The organism is Paenibacillus marinisediminis, assembly GCF_054343325.1.
The window spans coordinates 693111-708438 of record NZ_JBTGUH010000002.1; the positions used below are offsets into that span (position 1 = coordinate 693111).

At 44.9% G+C, this 15328-nt stretch carries 17 protein-coding genes and 1 pseudogene; 4 read left to right on the top strand and 14 right to left on the bottom strand.

From position 1 onward, the window contains the following. Positions 1-56: 56 nt before the first annotated feature. The 6 genes from ACXX53_RS08930 to rplS form a co-directional block, all read right to left on the bottom strand. The gene (locus tag ACXX53_RS08930; RefSeq protein ID WP_458568275.1) at positions 57-701 is read right to left on the bottom strand and encodes a ribonuclease HII; all 645 of its coding nucleotides are present in this window, start codon (positions 699-701) and stop codon (positions 57-59) included. 127 nt (positions 702-828) lie between these two features. After that, positions 829-1932 carry an SDR family oxidoreductase gene (locus tag ACXX53_RS08935; RefSeq protein WP_458568276.1) on the bottom strand — a complete coding sequence of 368 codons (1104 nt, stop codon included), beginning with the start codon at positions 1930-1932 and terminating at the stop codon, positions 829-831. A 164-nt stretch (positions 1933-2096) separates the two neighbouring features. Further along, complete coding sequence (locus tag ACXX53_RS08940) at positions 2097-3149, bottom strand: AI-2E family transporter (RefSeq protein ID WP_458568277.1); 1053 nt, start codon at positions 3147-3149, stop codon at positions 2097-2099. 190 nt (positions 3150-3339) lie between these two features. After that, positions 3340-4236, bottom strand: a complete 897-nt coding sequence (ylqF, locus tag ACXX53_RS08945; protein WP_458568278.1) for a ribosome biogenesis GTPase YlqF — start codon at positions 4234-4236, stop codon at positions 3340-3342. 40 nt (positions 4237-4276) lie between these two features. Next, positions 4277-4906, bottom strand: coding sequence for a signal peptidase I (gene lepB, locus ACXX53_RS08950; protein WP_458568279.1), 630 nt, complete (start codon positions 4904-4906; stop codon positions 4277-4279). 129 nt (positions 4907-5035) lie between these two features. Further along, positions 5036-5377 carry a 50S ribosomal protein L19 gene (rplS, locus tag ACXX53_RS08955; protein WP_458568280.1) on the bottom strand — a complete coding sequence of 114 codons (342 nt, stop codon included), beginning with the start codon at positions 5375-5377 and terminating at the stop codon, positions 5036-5038. A gap of 293 nt (positions 5378-5670) precedes the next feature. Between rplS and melA the strand changes: the two genes are divergently transcribed. From melA to ACXX53_RS08975, 4 genes and pseudogenes are all read left to right on the top strand, one after another. After that, entirely contained in the window at positions 5671-6969 is a 1299-nt protein-coding gene (gene melA / locus ACXX53_RS08960) for an alpha-galactosidase (RefSeq protein WP_458568281.1), read from the top strand. 135 nt (positions 6970-7104) lie between these two features. Then, the gene (locus tag ACXX53_RS08965; RefSeq protein ID WP_458568282.1) at positions 7105-8433 is read left to right on the top strand and encodes an alpha-L-fucosidase; all 1329 of its coding nucleotides are present in this window, start codon (positions 7105-7107) and stop codon (positions 8431-8433) included. A gap of 602 nt (positions 8434-9035) precedes the next feature. Continuing rightward, positions 9036-9218: pseudogene (locus ACXX53_RS08970) on the top strand (transposase); the annotation flags it as partial. 72 nt (positions 9219-9290) lie between these two features. Next, positions 9291-9938, top strand: a complete 648-nt coding sequence (locus ACXX53_RS08975; protein WP_458568382.1) for a transposase — start codon at positions 9291-9293, stop codon at positions 9936-9938. Positions 9939-10411: 473 nt separating this feature from the next. Here the strand turns inward: ACXX53_RS08975 and ACXX53_RS08980 are convergent, their stop codons facing one another. From ACXX53_RS08980 to trhA, 8 genes are all read right to left on the bottom strand, one after another. Further along, positions 10412-10612 (bottom strand): hypothetical protein, encoded by a 201-nt coding sequence (locus ACXX53_RS08980; protein ID WP_458568283.1) that lies wholly within the window; start codon positions 10610-10612, stop codon positions 10412-10414. A gap of 77 nt (positions 10613-10689) precedes the next feature. Next, positions 10690-11445: a tRNA (guanosine(37)-N1)-methyltransferase TrmD gene (gene trmD, locus ACXX53_RS08985; RefSeq protein ID WP_458568284.1), complete on the bottom strand. Its 756-nt coding sequence runs from the start codon at positions 11443-11445 to the stop codon at positions 10690-10692. Next, entirely contained in the window at positions 11445-11963 is a 519-nt protein-coding gene (rimM, locus tag ACXX53_RS08990) for a ribosome maturation factor RimM (RefSeq protein ID WP_458568285.1), read from the bottom strand. Before rimM ends, trmD begins: the two co-directional genes overlap by 1 nt. 82 nt (positions 11964-12045) lie before the next feature. Further along, positions 12046-12276 (bottom strand): KH domain-containing protein, encoded by a 231-nt coding sequence (locus tag ACXX53_RS08995; RefSeq protein WP_458568286.1) that lies wholly within the window; start codon positions 12274-12276, stop codon positions 12046-12048. A gap of 23 nt (positions 12277-12299) precedes the next feature. Further along, positions 12300-12572 (bottom strand): 30S ribosomal protein S16, encoded by a 273-nt coding sequence (rpsP, locus tag ACXX53_RS09000; protein WP_458568287.1) that lies wholly within the window; start codon positions 12570-12572, stop codon positions 12300-12302. A 40-nt stretch (positions 12573-12612) separates the two neighbouring features. After that, positions 12613-13983: a signal recognition particle protein gene (ffh, locus tag ACXX53_RS09005; RefSeq protein WP_458568288.1), complete on the bottom strand. Its 1371-nt coding sequence runs from the start codon at positions 13981-13983 to the stop codon at positions 12613-12615. 22 nt (positions 13984-14005) lie between these two features. Then, a complete protein-coding gene (locus ACXX53_RS09010; protein ID WP_458568289.1) occupies positions 14006-14362 on the bottom strand; it encodes a putative DNA-binding protein in 357 nt (118 codons plus the stop codon). Positions 14363-14586: 224 nt separating this feature from the next. Beyond that, on the bottom strand, positions 14587-15228 hold the full coding sequence (gene trhA, locus ACXX53_RS09015) for a PAQR family membrane homeostasis protein TrhA (RefSeq protein WP_458568290.1): 642 nt from the start codon (positions 15226-15228) through the stop codon (positions 14587-14589). Positions 15229-15328 lie beyond the last annotated feature (100 nt).

Genomic DNA, 15328 nt, shown 5'->3' on the forward strand with positions numbered 1-15328 from the left:
GCATTTTCCGCCTATCAACATTAGAATTTAACCAGATACTCCAGTTTGCTCTGATACTAAAACAACGTATTCTGCTGATCCTCCCACTTCTTAAGAAAGCTTCTGCGATGCATATTTGTCGCTCCATGCTCATCCAACTTCGCATAATGCGCTTTAGTCCCATACCCTTTATGAACAGCTATTCCGTAACCAGGATACATCTCTTCCCATTCTCCGGCACACAGACGATCTCGTGTTACTTTGGCTAATATGGAGGCAGCAGCGATCGATTGGCTCCTTGCATCGCCTTTGACCAATGCTTCCTGCGGCAGCGGCAGATCTATTCGCTCAGCATCAACGAGCAATACTTCAGGTGAGATGGTCAAGCCTTCAACTGCCATCTTCATCGCCATGCGCGCCGCCTGCTTAATATTGATCCGGTCAATGGTTGCAGCATCTACCCGCGCTACTGACCACGCCAATGCTTCATTAATGATTTGTTCATACAGCAGCTCCCGCTTCTTCTCCGTCAGCTTCTTGGAGTCGTTCACTCCATCCAAGATAACATTCTTAGGCATAATAACTGCCGCAGCTACTACATCTCCAAACAGGCACCCTCTGCCTACTTCATCTATACCTGCAATAAATTCATAGCCCTGGTCCCAATATCGTGTTTCCCATTCCAGCATATCGATCTGTTCCATTACTTCTTTATTGCTCATGTGACCGTATCCCCTTTCGTTAGTTCACGCACGCAGCTTGCGCGTTGCTGAACTCGAATGCCTGTCCATCGTACCTGCTTCAACGAGAATCGTCAACATGACCAACAAAGCGTCAGCTTCATCGAAATCACTTAATGTTTAACTGCTTGCTGCTGTCGTTCTTGTGCTTGCCGTAATAGGCGACCATAGGTGCAATTGTCTCCTGAAAATCAGGACATTTTATACCGGCTCCTTGCAGATCGCGCTCAGCTTGTGAACAATCATATTCGGCCATGCAGCTAAAGTAATCCAGCCCTTCCTTCTCCACTCTCAGCCACTTTCTGATCACAGCGATTTGCATGAATGGCTTGGCTGCTGCAAGCGGCAGCATTCCTTTGGGCTTTCTACCCAAGTACTCCTGCATCAGCATTCGGTATACATCCCTCATCGGATAAGGCTTAGGGTCTGCCAAATGATAAGTCTTTCCTTCGCCTACCTGTTCATGAGCAAGATAAAGAACTGCAGGAACGATATAATCCACCGGCACAAAGTTGCCTTGTGCATCCCCTTTTCCCATATAAGGTATGAACGGTAGAAAGGACAGCTTATCTATCATATTCAGAATAAAATAAGGTCCGTCAAACTTAATCGTTTCGCCCGTCTTCGAATCGCCTCTGACGATTCCCGGGCGAATGATCGTCGTCGGAATATCGCTCATCGCTTGCTTCACGATTACCTCAGCCTCATACTTTGTGCTTTCATAATGATTTTTGAAGCCTGCATGATGCTGAAGCTCCGATTCCATAATTCGTCCTTCACGTTTTCCAGACACATAAGCAGTACTAAAATATACGTACCTCTGCAAGCCGACCAATGCACGCACCCATTCCGTGACGTTGCTAGTACCGACCACATTCACTTGGTAGGCCATTTCGTAGGGCACAGCCAGATCATATATGGCAGCTAGATGAAATACATGCGTGATCTTTTTTTTCATATTAGGAAGATGCACGGAATCAATACCTAGTCCCTGCTTCGTGATGTCTCCTGGCACAATAGTAAATAAATCAAGCGATACCCCCTCTTGTGCAGCGATGGATGCAATTTCATCCTGTGCTTTCTGCACTAGATTCGGAAGAACAAGCACGTACAGATGCTCTACTGGACGTCCGCATTTCAACAGTCCTTGTATGACTAACCTTGCAATAAAACCGGGAAACCCTGTAATAAAGTAGTTATGATTCTCGTTCATATGTACACCCCCATAGCTTCAATAGCCTTCATGTATACGTTTTCGTGATGTAATAAGCAAATCCTTCCAATTTCTTCACACTTGCCATCATGTGCAGTAAATAAAATAAAGAACCCTTGCATATACAAGGGTTCTTCGTATGTCAGACAGCTTCACCGTTACGGTTAATGGGCACCCTTGACCTTCTCCAGGGAATTATCCGCAAAATTAACTTCTAACAAGTCAAGCAAGAAGATAAACAATGGGATGCCAAGAATTAATCCCCACACTCCGATAAAATGCTCGGAAACCAGCAATACGATGAACGTAAAGAAGATTGGAAGCTTCGTTTTTGCTGACATCAGCTTCGGATTCATCAGATAAGTCTCAAATGAATGTAGCGCAGCAATCATGATGAGCACGTAAAGGATAACCTTAAAACCGCCGATCGAGAAGCCAATCGCACATAATGGAATGAGAGAGATGAACACGCCCGCTACTGGAATTAAGCCGAGTACAAAGATCATGAGGCTAAGCGCGATCAAATTCGGGAAGCCCATCAACCACAGGAAAAATATCGACATGATACAGTTCAGAAATGAGATCGTTACCTGCACTTCCAGCACTTTGCCGAAAGAATGTGTAAATTTATTGCCAAAGTAGCACAACTCTTCATAGAAATAAGCCAACTTACTTGTTCTAAATTTATCGATAAACTGCTTGATTCTATCCTTCTCTAACAGGAAGAATAAACTGAGAATCAAAGCCATAATGATATTCATGCCTACTGCGCTGACTTTCTGCAACAGCGAAAGCATAAATGTCATCCCTTTATTCACATAGTCGGAGAAATTGATGCTCTGGACTGATGCGAGAATGTCCTGTAAGAATTGATTCTCAACAACAGGCAGAGGCTTATCGTAAAATTTAACTACCTGATCTACTAAAGGCTTCAACTCGGTTATGACACTTGGTATTAACTTGTATATACCAAACCCTATTAATGCAATGAATATTACGTACTGAAGAATTAAAGTTGTTAAGTTGCCAGCCTTGGTCTTGATCTTCATCTTACGAGTCAAAAACTTATGGAGTTGATTCATTAAATAAGTCAGAATGTAGAAGATCAGCAGCAAGTTCATCATGCCTCTAAATGTATAAATAAATACGAGAAGCAGAACTACGACTAAAAATCGTTTCATCCCTTTACTCTGTAACAATTGCTGTAGACCATTCATGTAGTTACTGTGCTCCTTTTAACTATATATTTCATTGCTACGTATGACAGTAACTGTACGTTTCATATTATTTCGCGGTAACATTCGAGAGTTTTTAACTCTTACCCCAATTATTGCCGATATGCAGCAATTTTTATCCGATTGCTCAGCAAAAAGCCGCTCCACCTCAAACAGTGAAACGGCTGTACGATTATTTTGATTCAGTTAAAGAAACCCCGCATTCTTCCGGTGTTTCCAGCGTAACTCTACCCATTTTGCCGGCACGGAGCTCACGCAGGATAATACCTGATGCTTTCTCAAGATCCACGCGTCCTCCACTGACAAGACAACCGCGCTTACGCCCGATCTCTTCCATCACGGCGACGACTTCATTCGGATCCTCGCTGTCTACTTGTGGCAGCTCTTCAAGCTCGAAACGTTCCTTCAAACGCTCGCTATAATGCTTTGTCAAATACTTGATCGCATAAAATGCGATGTCTTCGACATTCAACAGTTGATCCTTAATCGCGCCAGTTGTCGCGAGTCGGTATCCTACCAGTTGATCTTCGAATTTAGGCCACAAGATTCCAGGTGTGTCCAGGAGCTCCATCTCCTGTCCAACACGGATCCATTGCTGGCCTTTGGTTACACCTGGCTTATCGCCGGTAGCAGCAACTTGTCGCCCTGCAAGCTTATTGATCAACGTTGATTTACCGACATTCGGAATGCCAACGATCAATGCTCGAATAGCTCGCGGCTTCATACCTTTCGCGATCTGGCGAGCGATCTTCTCCTCCAGCAGCTTACGAGCTTCGCCTGGAATCTGCTGTACATTCGTGCCTGTAGAAGCATCAACAGGCAGAACTGCATGTCCTTCAGCGCGGAAGATTTGCATCCAGCGATTCGTCATCTCTGGATCTGCAAGATCTGCTTTATTCATAATAATCAATCTAGGCTTATCCCCTAATATCTCGGAGATCATAGGGTTTCGGCTTGACATCGGCAGTCGAGCATCCAAGAGCTCGATCGCTACATCGATGAGCTTCAACTTTTCCTGGATCTGTCTGCGTGCCCTTGTCATGTGTCCCGGGAACCATTGAATCGACATCGCGATCCACCTCCTTCTATGCTGTGCGACGCTACTTCATCTATTCATGATTAACGAATTGTATATTTTTAAGCGGCCAGAAGATAACATCCGCTCTACCAATCACGTCTTCAAGCGGAATAAATCCGAGCAGTCGGCTGTCAGTACTATTGTTGCGATGATCGCCCATCACGAAAATGTGACCTTCTGGTACTTTATTTTCTGTAATTATTTCGTTTGGAAAATCGCGACCATCCTGGTCATTGTACAATGTTCCGTTCTTATGAGCCTCATCTATTGCTTCTTGTATGTAAGGCTCCTCCACCTTGCTTCCATTAACATACAAGTCATCGCCTTTGTACTCAATGGTATCGCCAGGCACCGCAATTACACGCTTAATTAAATCGCGGTTTTGCTCCGGAACGTGGAACACAACCACCTCACCGGGTTGGGGATCACGGAAATCGTATACGATTTTGTTAACGATCAGACGTTCACCTGTCCAAAAATTAGGTTCCATTGATGGTCCGTCTACGATAAATGGTGCAAATAGCAGCCAGCGTACGAGGACGACCAGTACAACTGCTACTGCAATTGCTTTGACCCATTCGAGTAACTCATTTGATTTACGCGGTACAGTACCGGATGGTTCAGCTGCACTCGGTTGTTTTACTTGATTCTCTTGCTCCATATCATACCGGGCCCCGCCTTCTTCATAGGATGCGAATCGGATATCGATTTCATGCTACTAGCGTAACGTATTTTCGGCTATATAGCAAAAAGAGAGCTTGCGCGATATGCAAGCCCCCTCGATGTTCCATTAGCGGATTTCTTTGATTCTCGCTGCTTTACCGCGTAGGTTGCGAAGATAATAAAGCTTCGCACGACGCACTTTACCACGGCGAGCCACTTCGATTTTCTCGATTTTCGGCGAGTGAATTGGGAATGTACGCTCAACACCTACACCGTAGGAAATTTTGCGAACAGTAAACGTTTCACTGATACCGCCGCCACGACGCTTGATAACAACACCTTCAAACAACTGGACACGCTCGCGTGAACCCTCGATAACTTTAACATGTACTTTCAAAGTATCACCAGGACGGAAGCTAGGCAGATCCTTGCGGAGTTGCTCTTGCGTGATCGCTTGTACGATATTCATCTATGACTCCTCCTTCCTCACAGACGTTCTTACATCTCAGAGCAGCATCTTGGCTTACTCGTCACAGTATGTAGAGGACCGCCGTATTCAACACAACAGAAGTTATTCTAACATATTATTATCTAGAACACAACTCGTATTTAATCATAATACCAATATCTTTTTTTCACTTTGTATCTATGATTTGCGCAAACTACAAAAGCACATATTCTTCATTATTTTTCGCATGTCTAGTTGTCTGTGAATGATTTACATTGAGAGTGTAACCAATCCCGATCAAGAGGTGATAGCAGTTGAGTAAAATAACGATTTTAGGAGCAGGCAGCACCGTATTCGCAAGGAACATACTAGGTGACTGCATGTTAACCCCATCTTTGCAAGGATTCGAGCTTGCTTTGTATGATATCGACCCTGTACGTCTCCATGATTCTGAAATCATTATTAGCAACATATGCAAAACCGTTGGCAGCACATGCAAAGTAAAGAGCTATACAGATCGAAGAGAAGCGTTGCGAGGCGCTAAATATGTTGTCAACTCCATTCAGGTTGGCGGATATGATCCATGTACGATCACCGATTTTGAGATTCCGAAGAAATACGGACTTCGTCAGACCATTGCCGATACAGTCGGCATCGGCGGTATTTTCCGCAACTTGCGGACTATACCGGTTATGCTGGATTTCGCGAAAGACATTCGAGAGGTATGCCCGGATGCGCTGTTCCTAAACTACACGAATCCGATGGCTGTGCTGACCAATGTGATGAATACATATGGAGGAGTCCAAACAGTAGGTCTTTGCCATAGTGTTCAAGCCTGTGTCCCTAATTTATTTTATCATTTAGGAATGGATTCGACAGGTGTGAAAGCCAAGATTGCTGGAATTAATCATATGGCGTGGCTGCTGGAAGTCACTAAAGACGGTGTGGATCTCTATCCTGAGATCAAGCGTCGTGCTCTTGAGAAACAGCAAACTAAACATCATGACATGGTGAGATATGAACTTATGTTCAAGTTCGGTTACTATGTCACGGAGTCATCTGAGCACAATGCCGAATATCACCCTTACTTCATTAAGCAGCGATATCCTGAGCTGATCGATCAGCTTAACATTCCATTGGATGAATACCCTAGACGATGCATCTATCAGATTCAACATTGGAAAGAACTGCGTGAATCGCTCGTCAACGATGTGGAACTGTCTCACGAACGCTCAGGCGAATACGCTTCGCGCATCTTCCATGCGATCGAAACAGACGAACCGTACCAGTTCGGCGGCAATGTGATGAATACTGGCTTGATTACGAACTTGCCTCAGGAGGCATGCGTAGAAGTATCCTGCTTCGCTAATCGAAGCGGTATCCATGCTACCCATGTGGGAAATCTCCCGCCTCAGCTGGCAGCGCTTAACCGCACCAACATCAATACACAGCTGCTGACGATTGAAGCTGCGATCACGCAAAAGCGTGAACATATTTATCATGCCGCAATGCTTGATCCACATACATCAGCAGAGCTCAGCTTGGACGATATCGTAAGCTTGTGTGACGATCTTATCGAAGCACACGGAGATTGGCTTCCTAAGTTTAACTAATGAATTGAATAGACTCAATTCCTTGCCCTCAGCGAACATTTCGTTGAGGGCTTTTAGTATAAACCCTCTATTTATCAACAGCTTCCTATGCCCTACCTTCATGAGATTTATGTATAGCTGCAGAGAATCAGCCATATGCTCTTTACTATCGCAACAAACAATATCAATTCATCAGAGGAGGAATCTAAGTTGATCAAGTCCAAACAAGAACGTATGCAATGGTTTATGCAGGATCGCTTCGGCATGTTTATCCATTGGGGGCTATATGCCATCCCCGCTCGCGGTGAATGGGTTCGCAGCACAGAGAGACTAACCGTCGAAGATTATGAGCCTTATTTCAACACCTTCAACCCTGATCGTTACGACCCAAGAGCATGGGCTAAGGCCGCTAAAGCTGCAGGCATGAAGTATACAGTTATGACAACAAAGCACCACGATGGCTTCTGTTTGTTCGATAGTGCACTAACTGATTACAAGGCAACAAACACCCCGGCAGGTCGTGATCTTATTCGTGAATATGTAGACGCCTTCCGCGCAGAAGGTCTAAAGATTGGTTTTTATTATTCCATTATCGATTGGCATCATCCTGATTATCCGGCATACGGCGATCGCCAGCACCCTATGCGTTCCAATGAAGCGTTCAAAGATAAAGAGATGGACTTTAATCGCTATCTGGAATATATGCATGAACAAGTTAAGGAACTGCTTACGAATTACGGTACAATTGATATCTTATGGTTTGACTTCTCATACAACGACATGACGGGTGAAAAATGGAAGGCTACGCAGCTTGTGCAAATGATTCGAGAACTGCAGCCTAATGTCATCATTGACAATCGTCTAGGCGGCAACATTTATGCCGTTGAGCCTGAGATTTACGCAGGGGACTTCGCTTCTCCAGAGCAGATACTCCCGCCTAAAGGCATCGTGAACGAAGCAGGTGAACCGATTCCTTGGGAAGCATGTATAACGTTAAATCAACATTGGGGATATCATGCCTACGATCAACAGTATAAGAACCCGAAAACAGTCATTCGTGGACTTGTAGAATGCGTAAGTAAAAATGGCAACCTGCTGCTAAACGTAGGTCCAGATGCTAAAGGAGAAATACCGCTTCGATCGCTCGAGATCCTTGACGAAGTCGGCAAATGGATGCACCGCAATGGAGATAGTATACATGGCTGCTGCGCTGCGGAATTACCGAAGCCGGAATGGGGCCGCTATACACGGAACGGTAATAAGCTGTACGCGCATATATTAGATCGCGGAATTGGACCTATTGCCCTAGAAGGCCTAGAGGGACACGTACGGAATCCGCGCATGTTAGCAGACGGCTCCGAAGTAAACATCCAGACCCCTTGGAACGGCGAAGCCTTCAAGGGTTATTTGTTCATCAATATCCCATCAGCTCAGCTTCCTTGCGACATCGATACAGTTGTTGAATTTGATCTTATTCAAGTTTAATGCTTAAGAGAGGCTAGTCCCTATACATATTCTACACGTATGGTGCTAGCCTCTCACACCCTTTTCAGATTTCAATTTCATTTTTGATCAACACCATCTATTTACTTGTTCAAGGCTCAACCTAACCATACTCCGTCTACAGATCCCCTGCCACCCTCCCCTTAACTCAGGTAAATAACACTTTCCTATAACTTCACCTATTTCATGATAATCGCCAGTCATGTTCCCCCTTTACATCACGTTTCGCCATTCTCCCTACCACTCAGGTTAATATCACTTCCAGAACTTCTTCTCCACGCTCATGATAATCGTCTGTCATGTTCCCCTTTACATCACGTTTCGCCATTATCCCCTCCTCTCAGGTTAATATCATTTACCAAATTTTAATCTATTTCACGACAATCCCAAGCTTCATCCACTCTACAACCATGCTCATCGACACTCAAACTGCTTCATTCCTGTGCATTGATTATTTACCCACATCACAATAAATCATATTATATTTTACATAATTTAGTTGAATCAAGAACATTTGTTTGCTATAATTGTTATACAGTTAAGAACATACATTCGCTAGCAAAGATCAAAGGGAATAGTTGTTAATGAAATTTCGAAATGATTGGAGTTCACTCGAGGAATTATCTCACTATTTTTCTGACGAACATGACTGTATTAATTATTTGTATAATATGAAATGGCCGCACGGTTTTGAGTGTCCCCGCTGCCACAATGCTCACCATTATGTCATACGCACTCGTCGGCTGCCGCTATATGAATGCAGTTCCTGTCATCACCAAACCTCCCTTACAACAGACACAATCATGGAGAATAGCCGCACTTCATTACGCAAATGGATTATGGCAATATGGTTAATCACTCAACACGATGTGTCCATTAATGCAGTTCAACTCAGCTCTATTATTCAAGTTACATATAAGACTGCTTGGTCTATTCTACATAAGATCCGATCTATCATTAGTGCAGTCGATCTGGATTCTCCTTTGGAAGGTAACGTACAGGGCATTGTTGAATACCATTGCAAGCCTACTTTCCGTTCAACTTTGGAGCTTCTTTCCTATGAACATCCGCTAATCGTGGCAGCATCCATTACAGCCGATGAACATATCATCGCCCTTAAGATGAAACTTGTTAATCGACAGCATCTTCGCGATCGAACATTGCGCCCCATAGCTAGCAGCACCTTCAATGATCTTCATACTTGCGCAGATCCTTCTAACATCGAGATTATCCCACACCCATACCGTGCACTGCGATTTCGGCACCTGAAAGATGCATTTCAACAAGCCCGTAGATGGATGATTACTACGTTTCATGGAATTGGGCAGAAATATTTACAGCGCTATTTGGATGAGTTCTGCTTTCGCTACAATGCACGCAACCATCCTCTTTCCGCCTATGAACGCTTAGTGAGCATGTGTATGTACACTAATTACGCTACACATGTGAGAAGCAACGCTCCATCCTATATGTATCGAGCTGCATAATTTCATGTTCATTTTCAGCACTCGAGGTACCGTCCTTATCATGCAAAGTTAGTACATAAAACACGCTTATCTTGGATGGCTGTTTTTCTTGAAATGCCATTAATTTGTGCTATTTTTGATTATTGTTTCACATACATTAATACAATCAGTTTTGTTAATAAGACTATCGAAATAGCCCATTTCCAGTTCCTGAGCTATGGGGATAATGGTCAGATACTCTTTCTGACATATACTTCACTCCCAAAACAATCTTATTCCATTCGTCCTGTTCTACGCCGAACAGCTACTCGATATCCCCCTGAGCAGCTCAACAACCAGCTTGTCCTTTCCTGAGCCATTGGGATAATGGTCGAACACTCTCGCGGACCTATATCTCGTATATGTCATGAAGCATCTGCAGCAAGCTGGAATAATAAAAAAGGGAGTGTCCCCTTCGTCATATAACAACACCTATGACTAATAAGACCATCCCTTTATTCATACAGCGCATCCTTCAGCTTACTCGACATCGAAGACTTGCGTGAATATTTTACTACGGTTTGCCGCAGTCGATCATTTTCCAGGCTCAGCCGTTCCACTTCCTCTAGGAGCTCAGTAAGCAGCGCTCCAGTTGTGGCATTCGAAGATTGAAGCGCTTGCTCTACTTGTGCTCGGTATGACTTCTGCTCTCGCATGGTTTTCCCCTCCATTGCCTGCAGCGAGACAAGCAATCACTCTCGTGTCAGCTTGCAGCCGCAAGTGACACGTTCGTCTACTGCTGCTCCTGCTCAAGTTCCTTGCGCAATCGATCCAGCACCTTAAGATCTTCCTTCGTTAACTCCATCTTCTCCAGCAGATCTGGTCGACGTGTGAACGTACGACGTAAGGATTGTTCACGGCGCCAACGCTCAACGTTAGCATGATGCCCGGATATAAGTACATCAGGAACACTCCACCCGCGAAATTCTGCAGGACGAGTATAATGCGGATACTCCAGCAGCCCCGTACTGAATGAATCTGTCACAGCGGAAGATTCATTGCCCAGCACACCAGGCAGCAGCCGTACGACGGCATCGGCGATGACTAGTGCAGGAAGCTCGCCGCCTGTCAGAACATAATCGCCTATGGATAGCTCGTCTGTTACAAGATGCTCGCGAATGCGTTCATCGTAGCCCTCATAATGACCGCATACAAATATTAGATGCTCTTCCTGCGCTAGTTCCTCTGCTTTCGACTGTGTGAAGGTCTCACCTTGCGGGCACATCAGAATTACTCGCGGTTTACGGGCAGATTCTGACTTTGCATGCAAATGCTCTACAGCCATGAAGATCGGCTCTGGCTTTAGCACCATACCTCCACCGCCGCCATACGGATAGTCATCAACCGTATTGTGCTTGTTCGTAGAGAACTGGCGGAAATTCGTTGCTTCGAGTTCCACCAAACCTTTTTCCCGGGCGCGTCCCATAATGCTCGTATTGAATACACCTTCACACATCTCAGGAAACAGCGTAAGCACATCAATACGCATTAGATCAGGCCCTCCATCAGGTGAACCGTTACCAGCTTGCTTGCTACGTCCACTTTCAAGATAACATCATCGATGACCGGCAGCAAAACATCTTGTCCTTTAGGACGCTTTACGACCCATACATGGTTAGCGCCAGGAGCCAATATTTCTTTGATAACGCCTAGCTCTTCTCCTTCATCTGTCACCACTTGGCATCCAATGATGTCACTGTAGTAATATTCATCTTCTTCGAGTTGATCACGATCAACATCTGAAATTTTAAGGAACCAACCCTTGTATTTTTCAACATCGTTAATGTCATCCAAACCAACAAACTTCACCATGTATACATTCTTATGTAATCGGGAACGTTCCACTGTTACGGAAATGGTCTGTTCATTGTTCGGATGCTGAATATAGAGACTGCTCTTCGGCGCAAATCTCTCTTCAGGAAAATCAGTGTGCGAAACAACCTTGAGCTCACCACGAATACCATGTGTATTGGCTATCATGCCAACGGTATATAACTTCTCCGTCATAACTTCCTCCGATTTTTTTATGATCACAAGCATTAGTATATGAAAAAGGGCTAGGATATGATCCTAACCCCAGTCCGACTTATTAAGAAACAATGTCAACGACAATCCGTTTCGGAATCTTGACGGCTGCCGATGTGACAACCGTGCGAAGCGCCTTAGCAATTCGACCTTGCTTACCAATCACTTTACCGACATCATCGGGGTGAACGTAAAGCTCATAGACGATAACTTGCTCTTTCTCGACGACTTCTACACGGACCTCTTCCGGATGATCGACCAAAGCCCGTGCAATGACTGACACTAACTCTTCCATCTCCGACCCTCCGAACGAGTGATTTATTTCTGAAGTTTCGATTCATGGAACTTCTTCATAACGCCAGCTTGGCTAAGCAAGTTGCGAACCGTGTCGGAAGCTTGTGCACCTGTTTGGAGCCATTTCAACGCTTTTTCTTCGTCGATATTGACTTGTGCAGGCTGAGCTACCGGATTGTAAAAACCAATTTCCTCGATGAAACGACCGTCACGCGGGGAACGGGAATCACTTACAACTACACGATAGAAAGGCGCTTTATGAGCACCCATACGTTTCAGACGGATACGTACTGCCACGACATTCACCTCCTTAACGAAATATCATAATGGTTAAGCATTAACGAAACGGGAAACGCATTCCCTTCGCTTTGCTCTTCATATTCTTCATCATTTTAGGTCCTTTTGGACCCATCATGTCAGAAAATTGCTTCATGACGCGGCGCATCTCGTCAAATTGCTTAATCAATCGGTTGACGTCAGCCAGCTGAGTTCCGCTGCCTGCCGCAATCCGCTTGCGCCGACTATGATTAATCAGATCGGGATCTTGACGCTCATCGTTCGTCATGGAACGGACAATCGCTTCTATCCGACCCATCTGACGCTCGTCGACCTTCAAGTTCTGCGCCTGCTTCATCTTACTCATACCTGGGATCATGTCAAGGATCTGATCGATTGGTCCCATCTGCTTGACTTGCTGCATCTGCTCTAGGAAATCATCAAATGTGAAGGATGCGTTGCGCATCTTCATTTCCATTTCCTTAGCCTTCTCCGCATCGATGTTGGACTGTGCTTTCTCGATTAGCGAGAGCATGTCCCCCATCCCGAGAATTCGTGAAGCCATCCGTTCTGGATGGAACGCCTCAAGAGCATCAATCTTCTCGCCGAGTGCGGCGAACTTGATCGGGCAGCCAGTGACAGCTTTGACGGACAATGCGGCACCGCCGCGTGTATCGCCGTCTAGCTTCGTCAGTACTACACCAGTCAATGTAAGCTGCTGGTTAAAGCTATCTGCTACGTTTACTGCATCTTGACCTGTCATAGCATCAACGACGAGAAGCACTTCATTTGGCTTAACTGTAGCATGGATCTGCTTCAGTTCTTCCATCAGCGTCTCATCAATATGAAGACGGCCGGCAGTATCGATAATCACATAATCGAGGTGCTGCTCGCGCGCATGCTCAACTGCTTGTTGCGCTATATCAACTGGATTGGCCTGATCACCGAGGGTGAAAACCGGAACATTGATCTGGGCTCCCAGAACTTGCAATTGCTTGATCGCAGCTGGACGATAGATGTCCGCGGCAACGAGCAATGGTTTATGGTTCTGTTTCTGTAGAAGCTTCGCAAGCTTAGCAGAAGTAGTTGTCTTACCAGCGCCTTGAAGACCTGCCATCATGATTACGGTAGGCGGCTTGTTCGCTTTCTCAAGCTTAGCTGCCGTGCCACCCATCAATTCTGTCAGTTCCTTGTTGACGATATCGATTATGACCATGCCTGGTGTGAAGCTCTTCATCACTTCCTGGCCGATAGCCTTCTCTTTTACTTTGGCAATAAAGTCTTTGACGACTTTAAAGTTAACATCCGCTTCGAGCAGTGCGAGACGCACTTCGCGCATTGCCTCATTTACATCTTCATCCGACACCTTGCCCTTACCGCGCAATTTGCCAAATACATTCTGTAATCGATTCGTTAATCCTTCAAATGCCATAATATCATCTCACCCCGTTCCCTTAATCTAACGCCTGCAATTCACGGACAATCTTCTGCAGTTCCGCTCGCTGCGGGTCGGGTATGCTCGTATTCGCGAAAACCTGCTGCAGTTGCTCTAGCAGCTTCGTCCTTGCTTCAAACGTAACGAGCAGCTCGAGTTTATTCTCATAAGACTCCAATGTTTGCTCCGCCCGCTTAATATGCTCATATACCGCTTGTCGGCTGATTCCGAACTCCGCGGCAATCTCTCCTAATGAGAAATCATCGTGAAAGTAGCATTTTAGAAATGTCTGCTGCTTCTCCGTGAGCAACGGTTCGTAAAAATCAAAAAGCAAATTGATTCGGTTGGTCTTCGCTAACACTTGTTCATCGTTCATCAGGGCCACTCCTTTCGTCAAGGAAAAACACTTTACAGCCCATCGACGTTCCTTATCATATCGAAATCAGCTCCCAATGTCAAGCGTTTTACCTTAACAAGTTCTTAAAGATATTGTACTCGCTTCTGTTATGTAATATTTATCAATTATACATAACTACGAAAAGGACTATCCCATGAATAGTGATAGCCCTCCTCATACTCTATCTGGCTAGACTAAATAGTCTAATTTGTCATGATCAAATACACACATCCATAGTGAAGCGCGGCACCAGCCAGTACGAATAGATGCCAAATAGCGTGATGATAGGGCAATCGTTCCCAAACAAAAAAGACAATCCCTGCCGTATAGCATATCCCACCAGCCAGCAGCATATATAAACCCGTGACACCTAACGCGGATGATAAATCATTCCAGAGGACTGCTACAAACCAGCCCATCACCAAGTAGCCTAATGTAGAAAGCCACATATATCGCCCTGTGTAAAATTTTTTGTATATTATCCCCGCCGCCGCGGCTCCCCAGATCAAGCCAAGAAGATACAGGCCTTTCCGTTCACCAACTGCAATCAACAGAAATGGTGTATAGGTACCTGCGATAAAAATATATATAGACATATGGTCGAAAATAACAAACTTGATCTTTCGATTGCCTTCAGGGAGGCTGTGCATCATAGTAGAGACGGCAAACATCATAATTAGCGTTAATCCGTAAATTATCACACCCGCCAAATACCAAGCTTTATCTTGCTTCCAGGCCGCATGGATCAGCGCGGCAAATCCAGCAAGACTTAGCAGCACCCCAAATCCATGAGTAATGACATTCATCCGTTCTTCATTGCGAATGAAGTGTTCCTTAGTCGTCAATCTGTCTCCCCCCTTGCTGTGATGATTCCGTTCCTAGGCTAATGCCTATATAACGGATTACATCATATGCAATCGACAACAAGAGGGTGTATAAAAACAT

Excerpts from the sequence above, each read along its gene's own strand:
- ACXX53_RS08980 (WP_458568283.1), bottom strand. The coding sequence starts at position 10,612 with ATGCGAGAGCAGAAGTCATACCGAGCACAAGTAGAGCAAGCGCTTCAA.
- ACXX53_RS08930 (WP_458568275.1), bottom strand. The coding sequence starts at position 701 with ATGAGCAATAAAGAAGTAATGGAACAGATCGATATGCTGGAATGGGAA.
- rimM (WP_458568285.1), bottom strand. The coding sequence starts at position 11,963 with ATGACGGAGAAGTTATATACCGTTGGCATGATAGCCAATACACATGGT.
- lepB (WP_458568279.1), bottom strand. The coding sequence starts at position 4,906 with ATGGAGCAAGAGAATCAAGTAAAACAACCGAGTGCAGCTGAACCATCC.
- ACXX53_RS08975 (WP_458568382.1), top strand. The coding sequence starts at position 9,291 with ATGGCAATATGGTTAATCACTCAACACGATGTGTCCATTAATGCAGTT.
- trmD (WP_458568284.1), bottom strand. The coding sequence starts at position 11,445 with ATGCGTATTGATGTGCTTACGCTGTTTCCTGAGATGTGTGAAGGTGTA.
- ACXX53_RS08995 (WP_458568286.1), bottom strand. The coding sequence starts at position 12,276 with ATGGAAGAGTTAGTGTCAGTCATTGCACGGGCTTTGGTCGATCATCCG.
- ffh (WP_458568288.1), bottom strand. The coding sequence starts at position 13,983 with ATGGCATTTGAAGGATTAACGAATCGATTACAGAATGTATTTGGCAAA.
- ACXX53_RS09010 (WP_458568289.1), bottom strand. The coding sequence starts at position 14,362 with ATGAACGATGAACAAGTGTTAGCGAAGACCAACCGAATCAATTTGCTT.
- ylqF (WP_458568278.1), bottom strand. The coding sequence starts at position 4,236 with ATGTCGATTCAATGGTTCCCGGGACACATGACAAGGGCACGCAGACAG.
- rplS (WP_458568280.1), bottom strand. The coding sequence starts at position 5,377 with ATGAATATCGTACAAGCGATCACGCAAGAGCAACTCCGCAAGGATCTG.
- ACXX53_RS08965 (WP_458568282.1), top strand. The coding sequence starts at position 7,105 with ATGCTCTTTACTATCGCAACAAACAATATCAATTCATCAGAGGAGGAA.
- ACXX53_RS08940 (WP_458568277.1), bottom strand. The coding sequence starts at position 3,149 with ATGAATGGTCTACAGCAATTGTTACAGAGTAAAGGGATGAAACGATTT.
- ACXX53_RS08935 (WP_458568276.1), bottom strand. The coding sequence starts at position 1,932 with ATGAACGAGAATCATAACTACTTTATTACAGGGTTTCCCGGTTTTATT.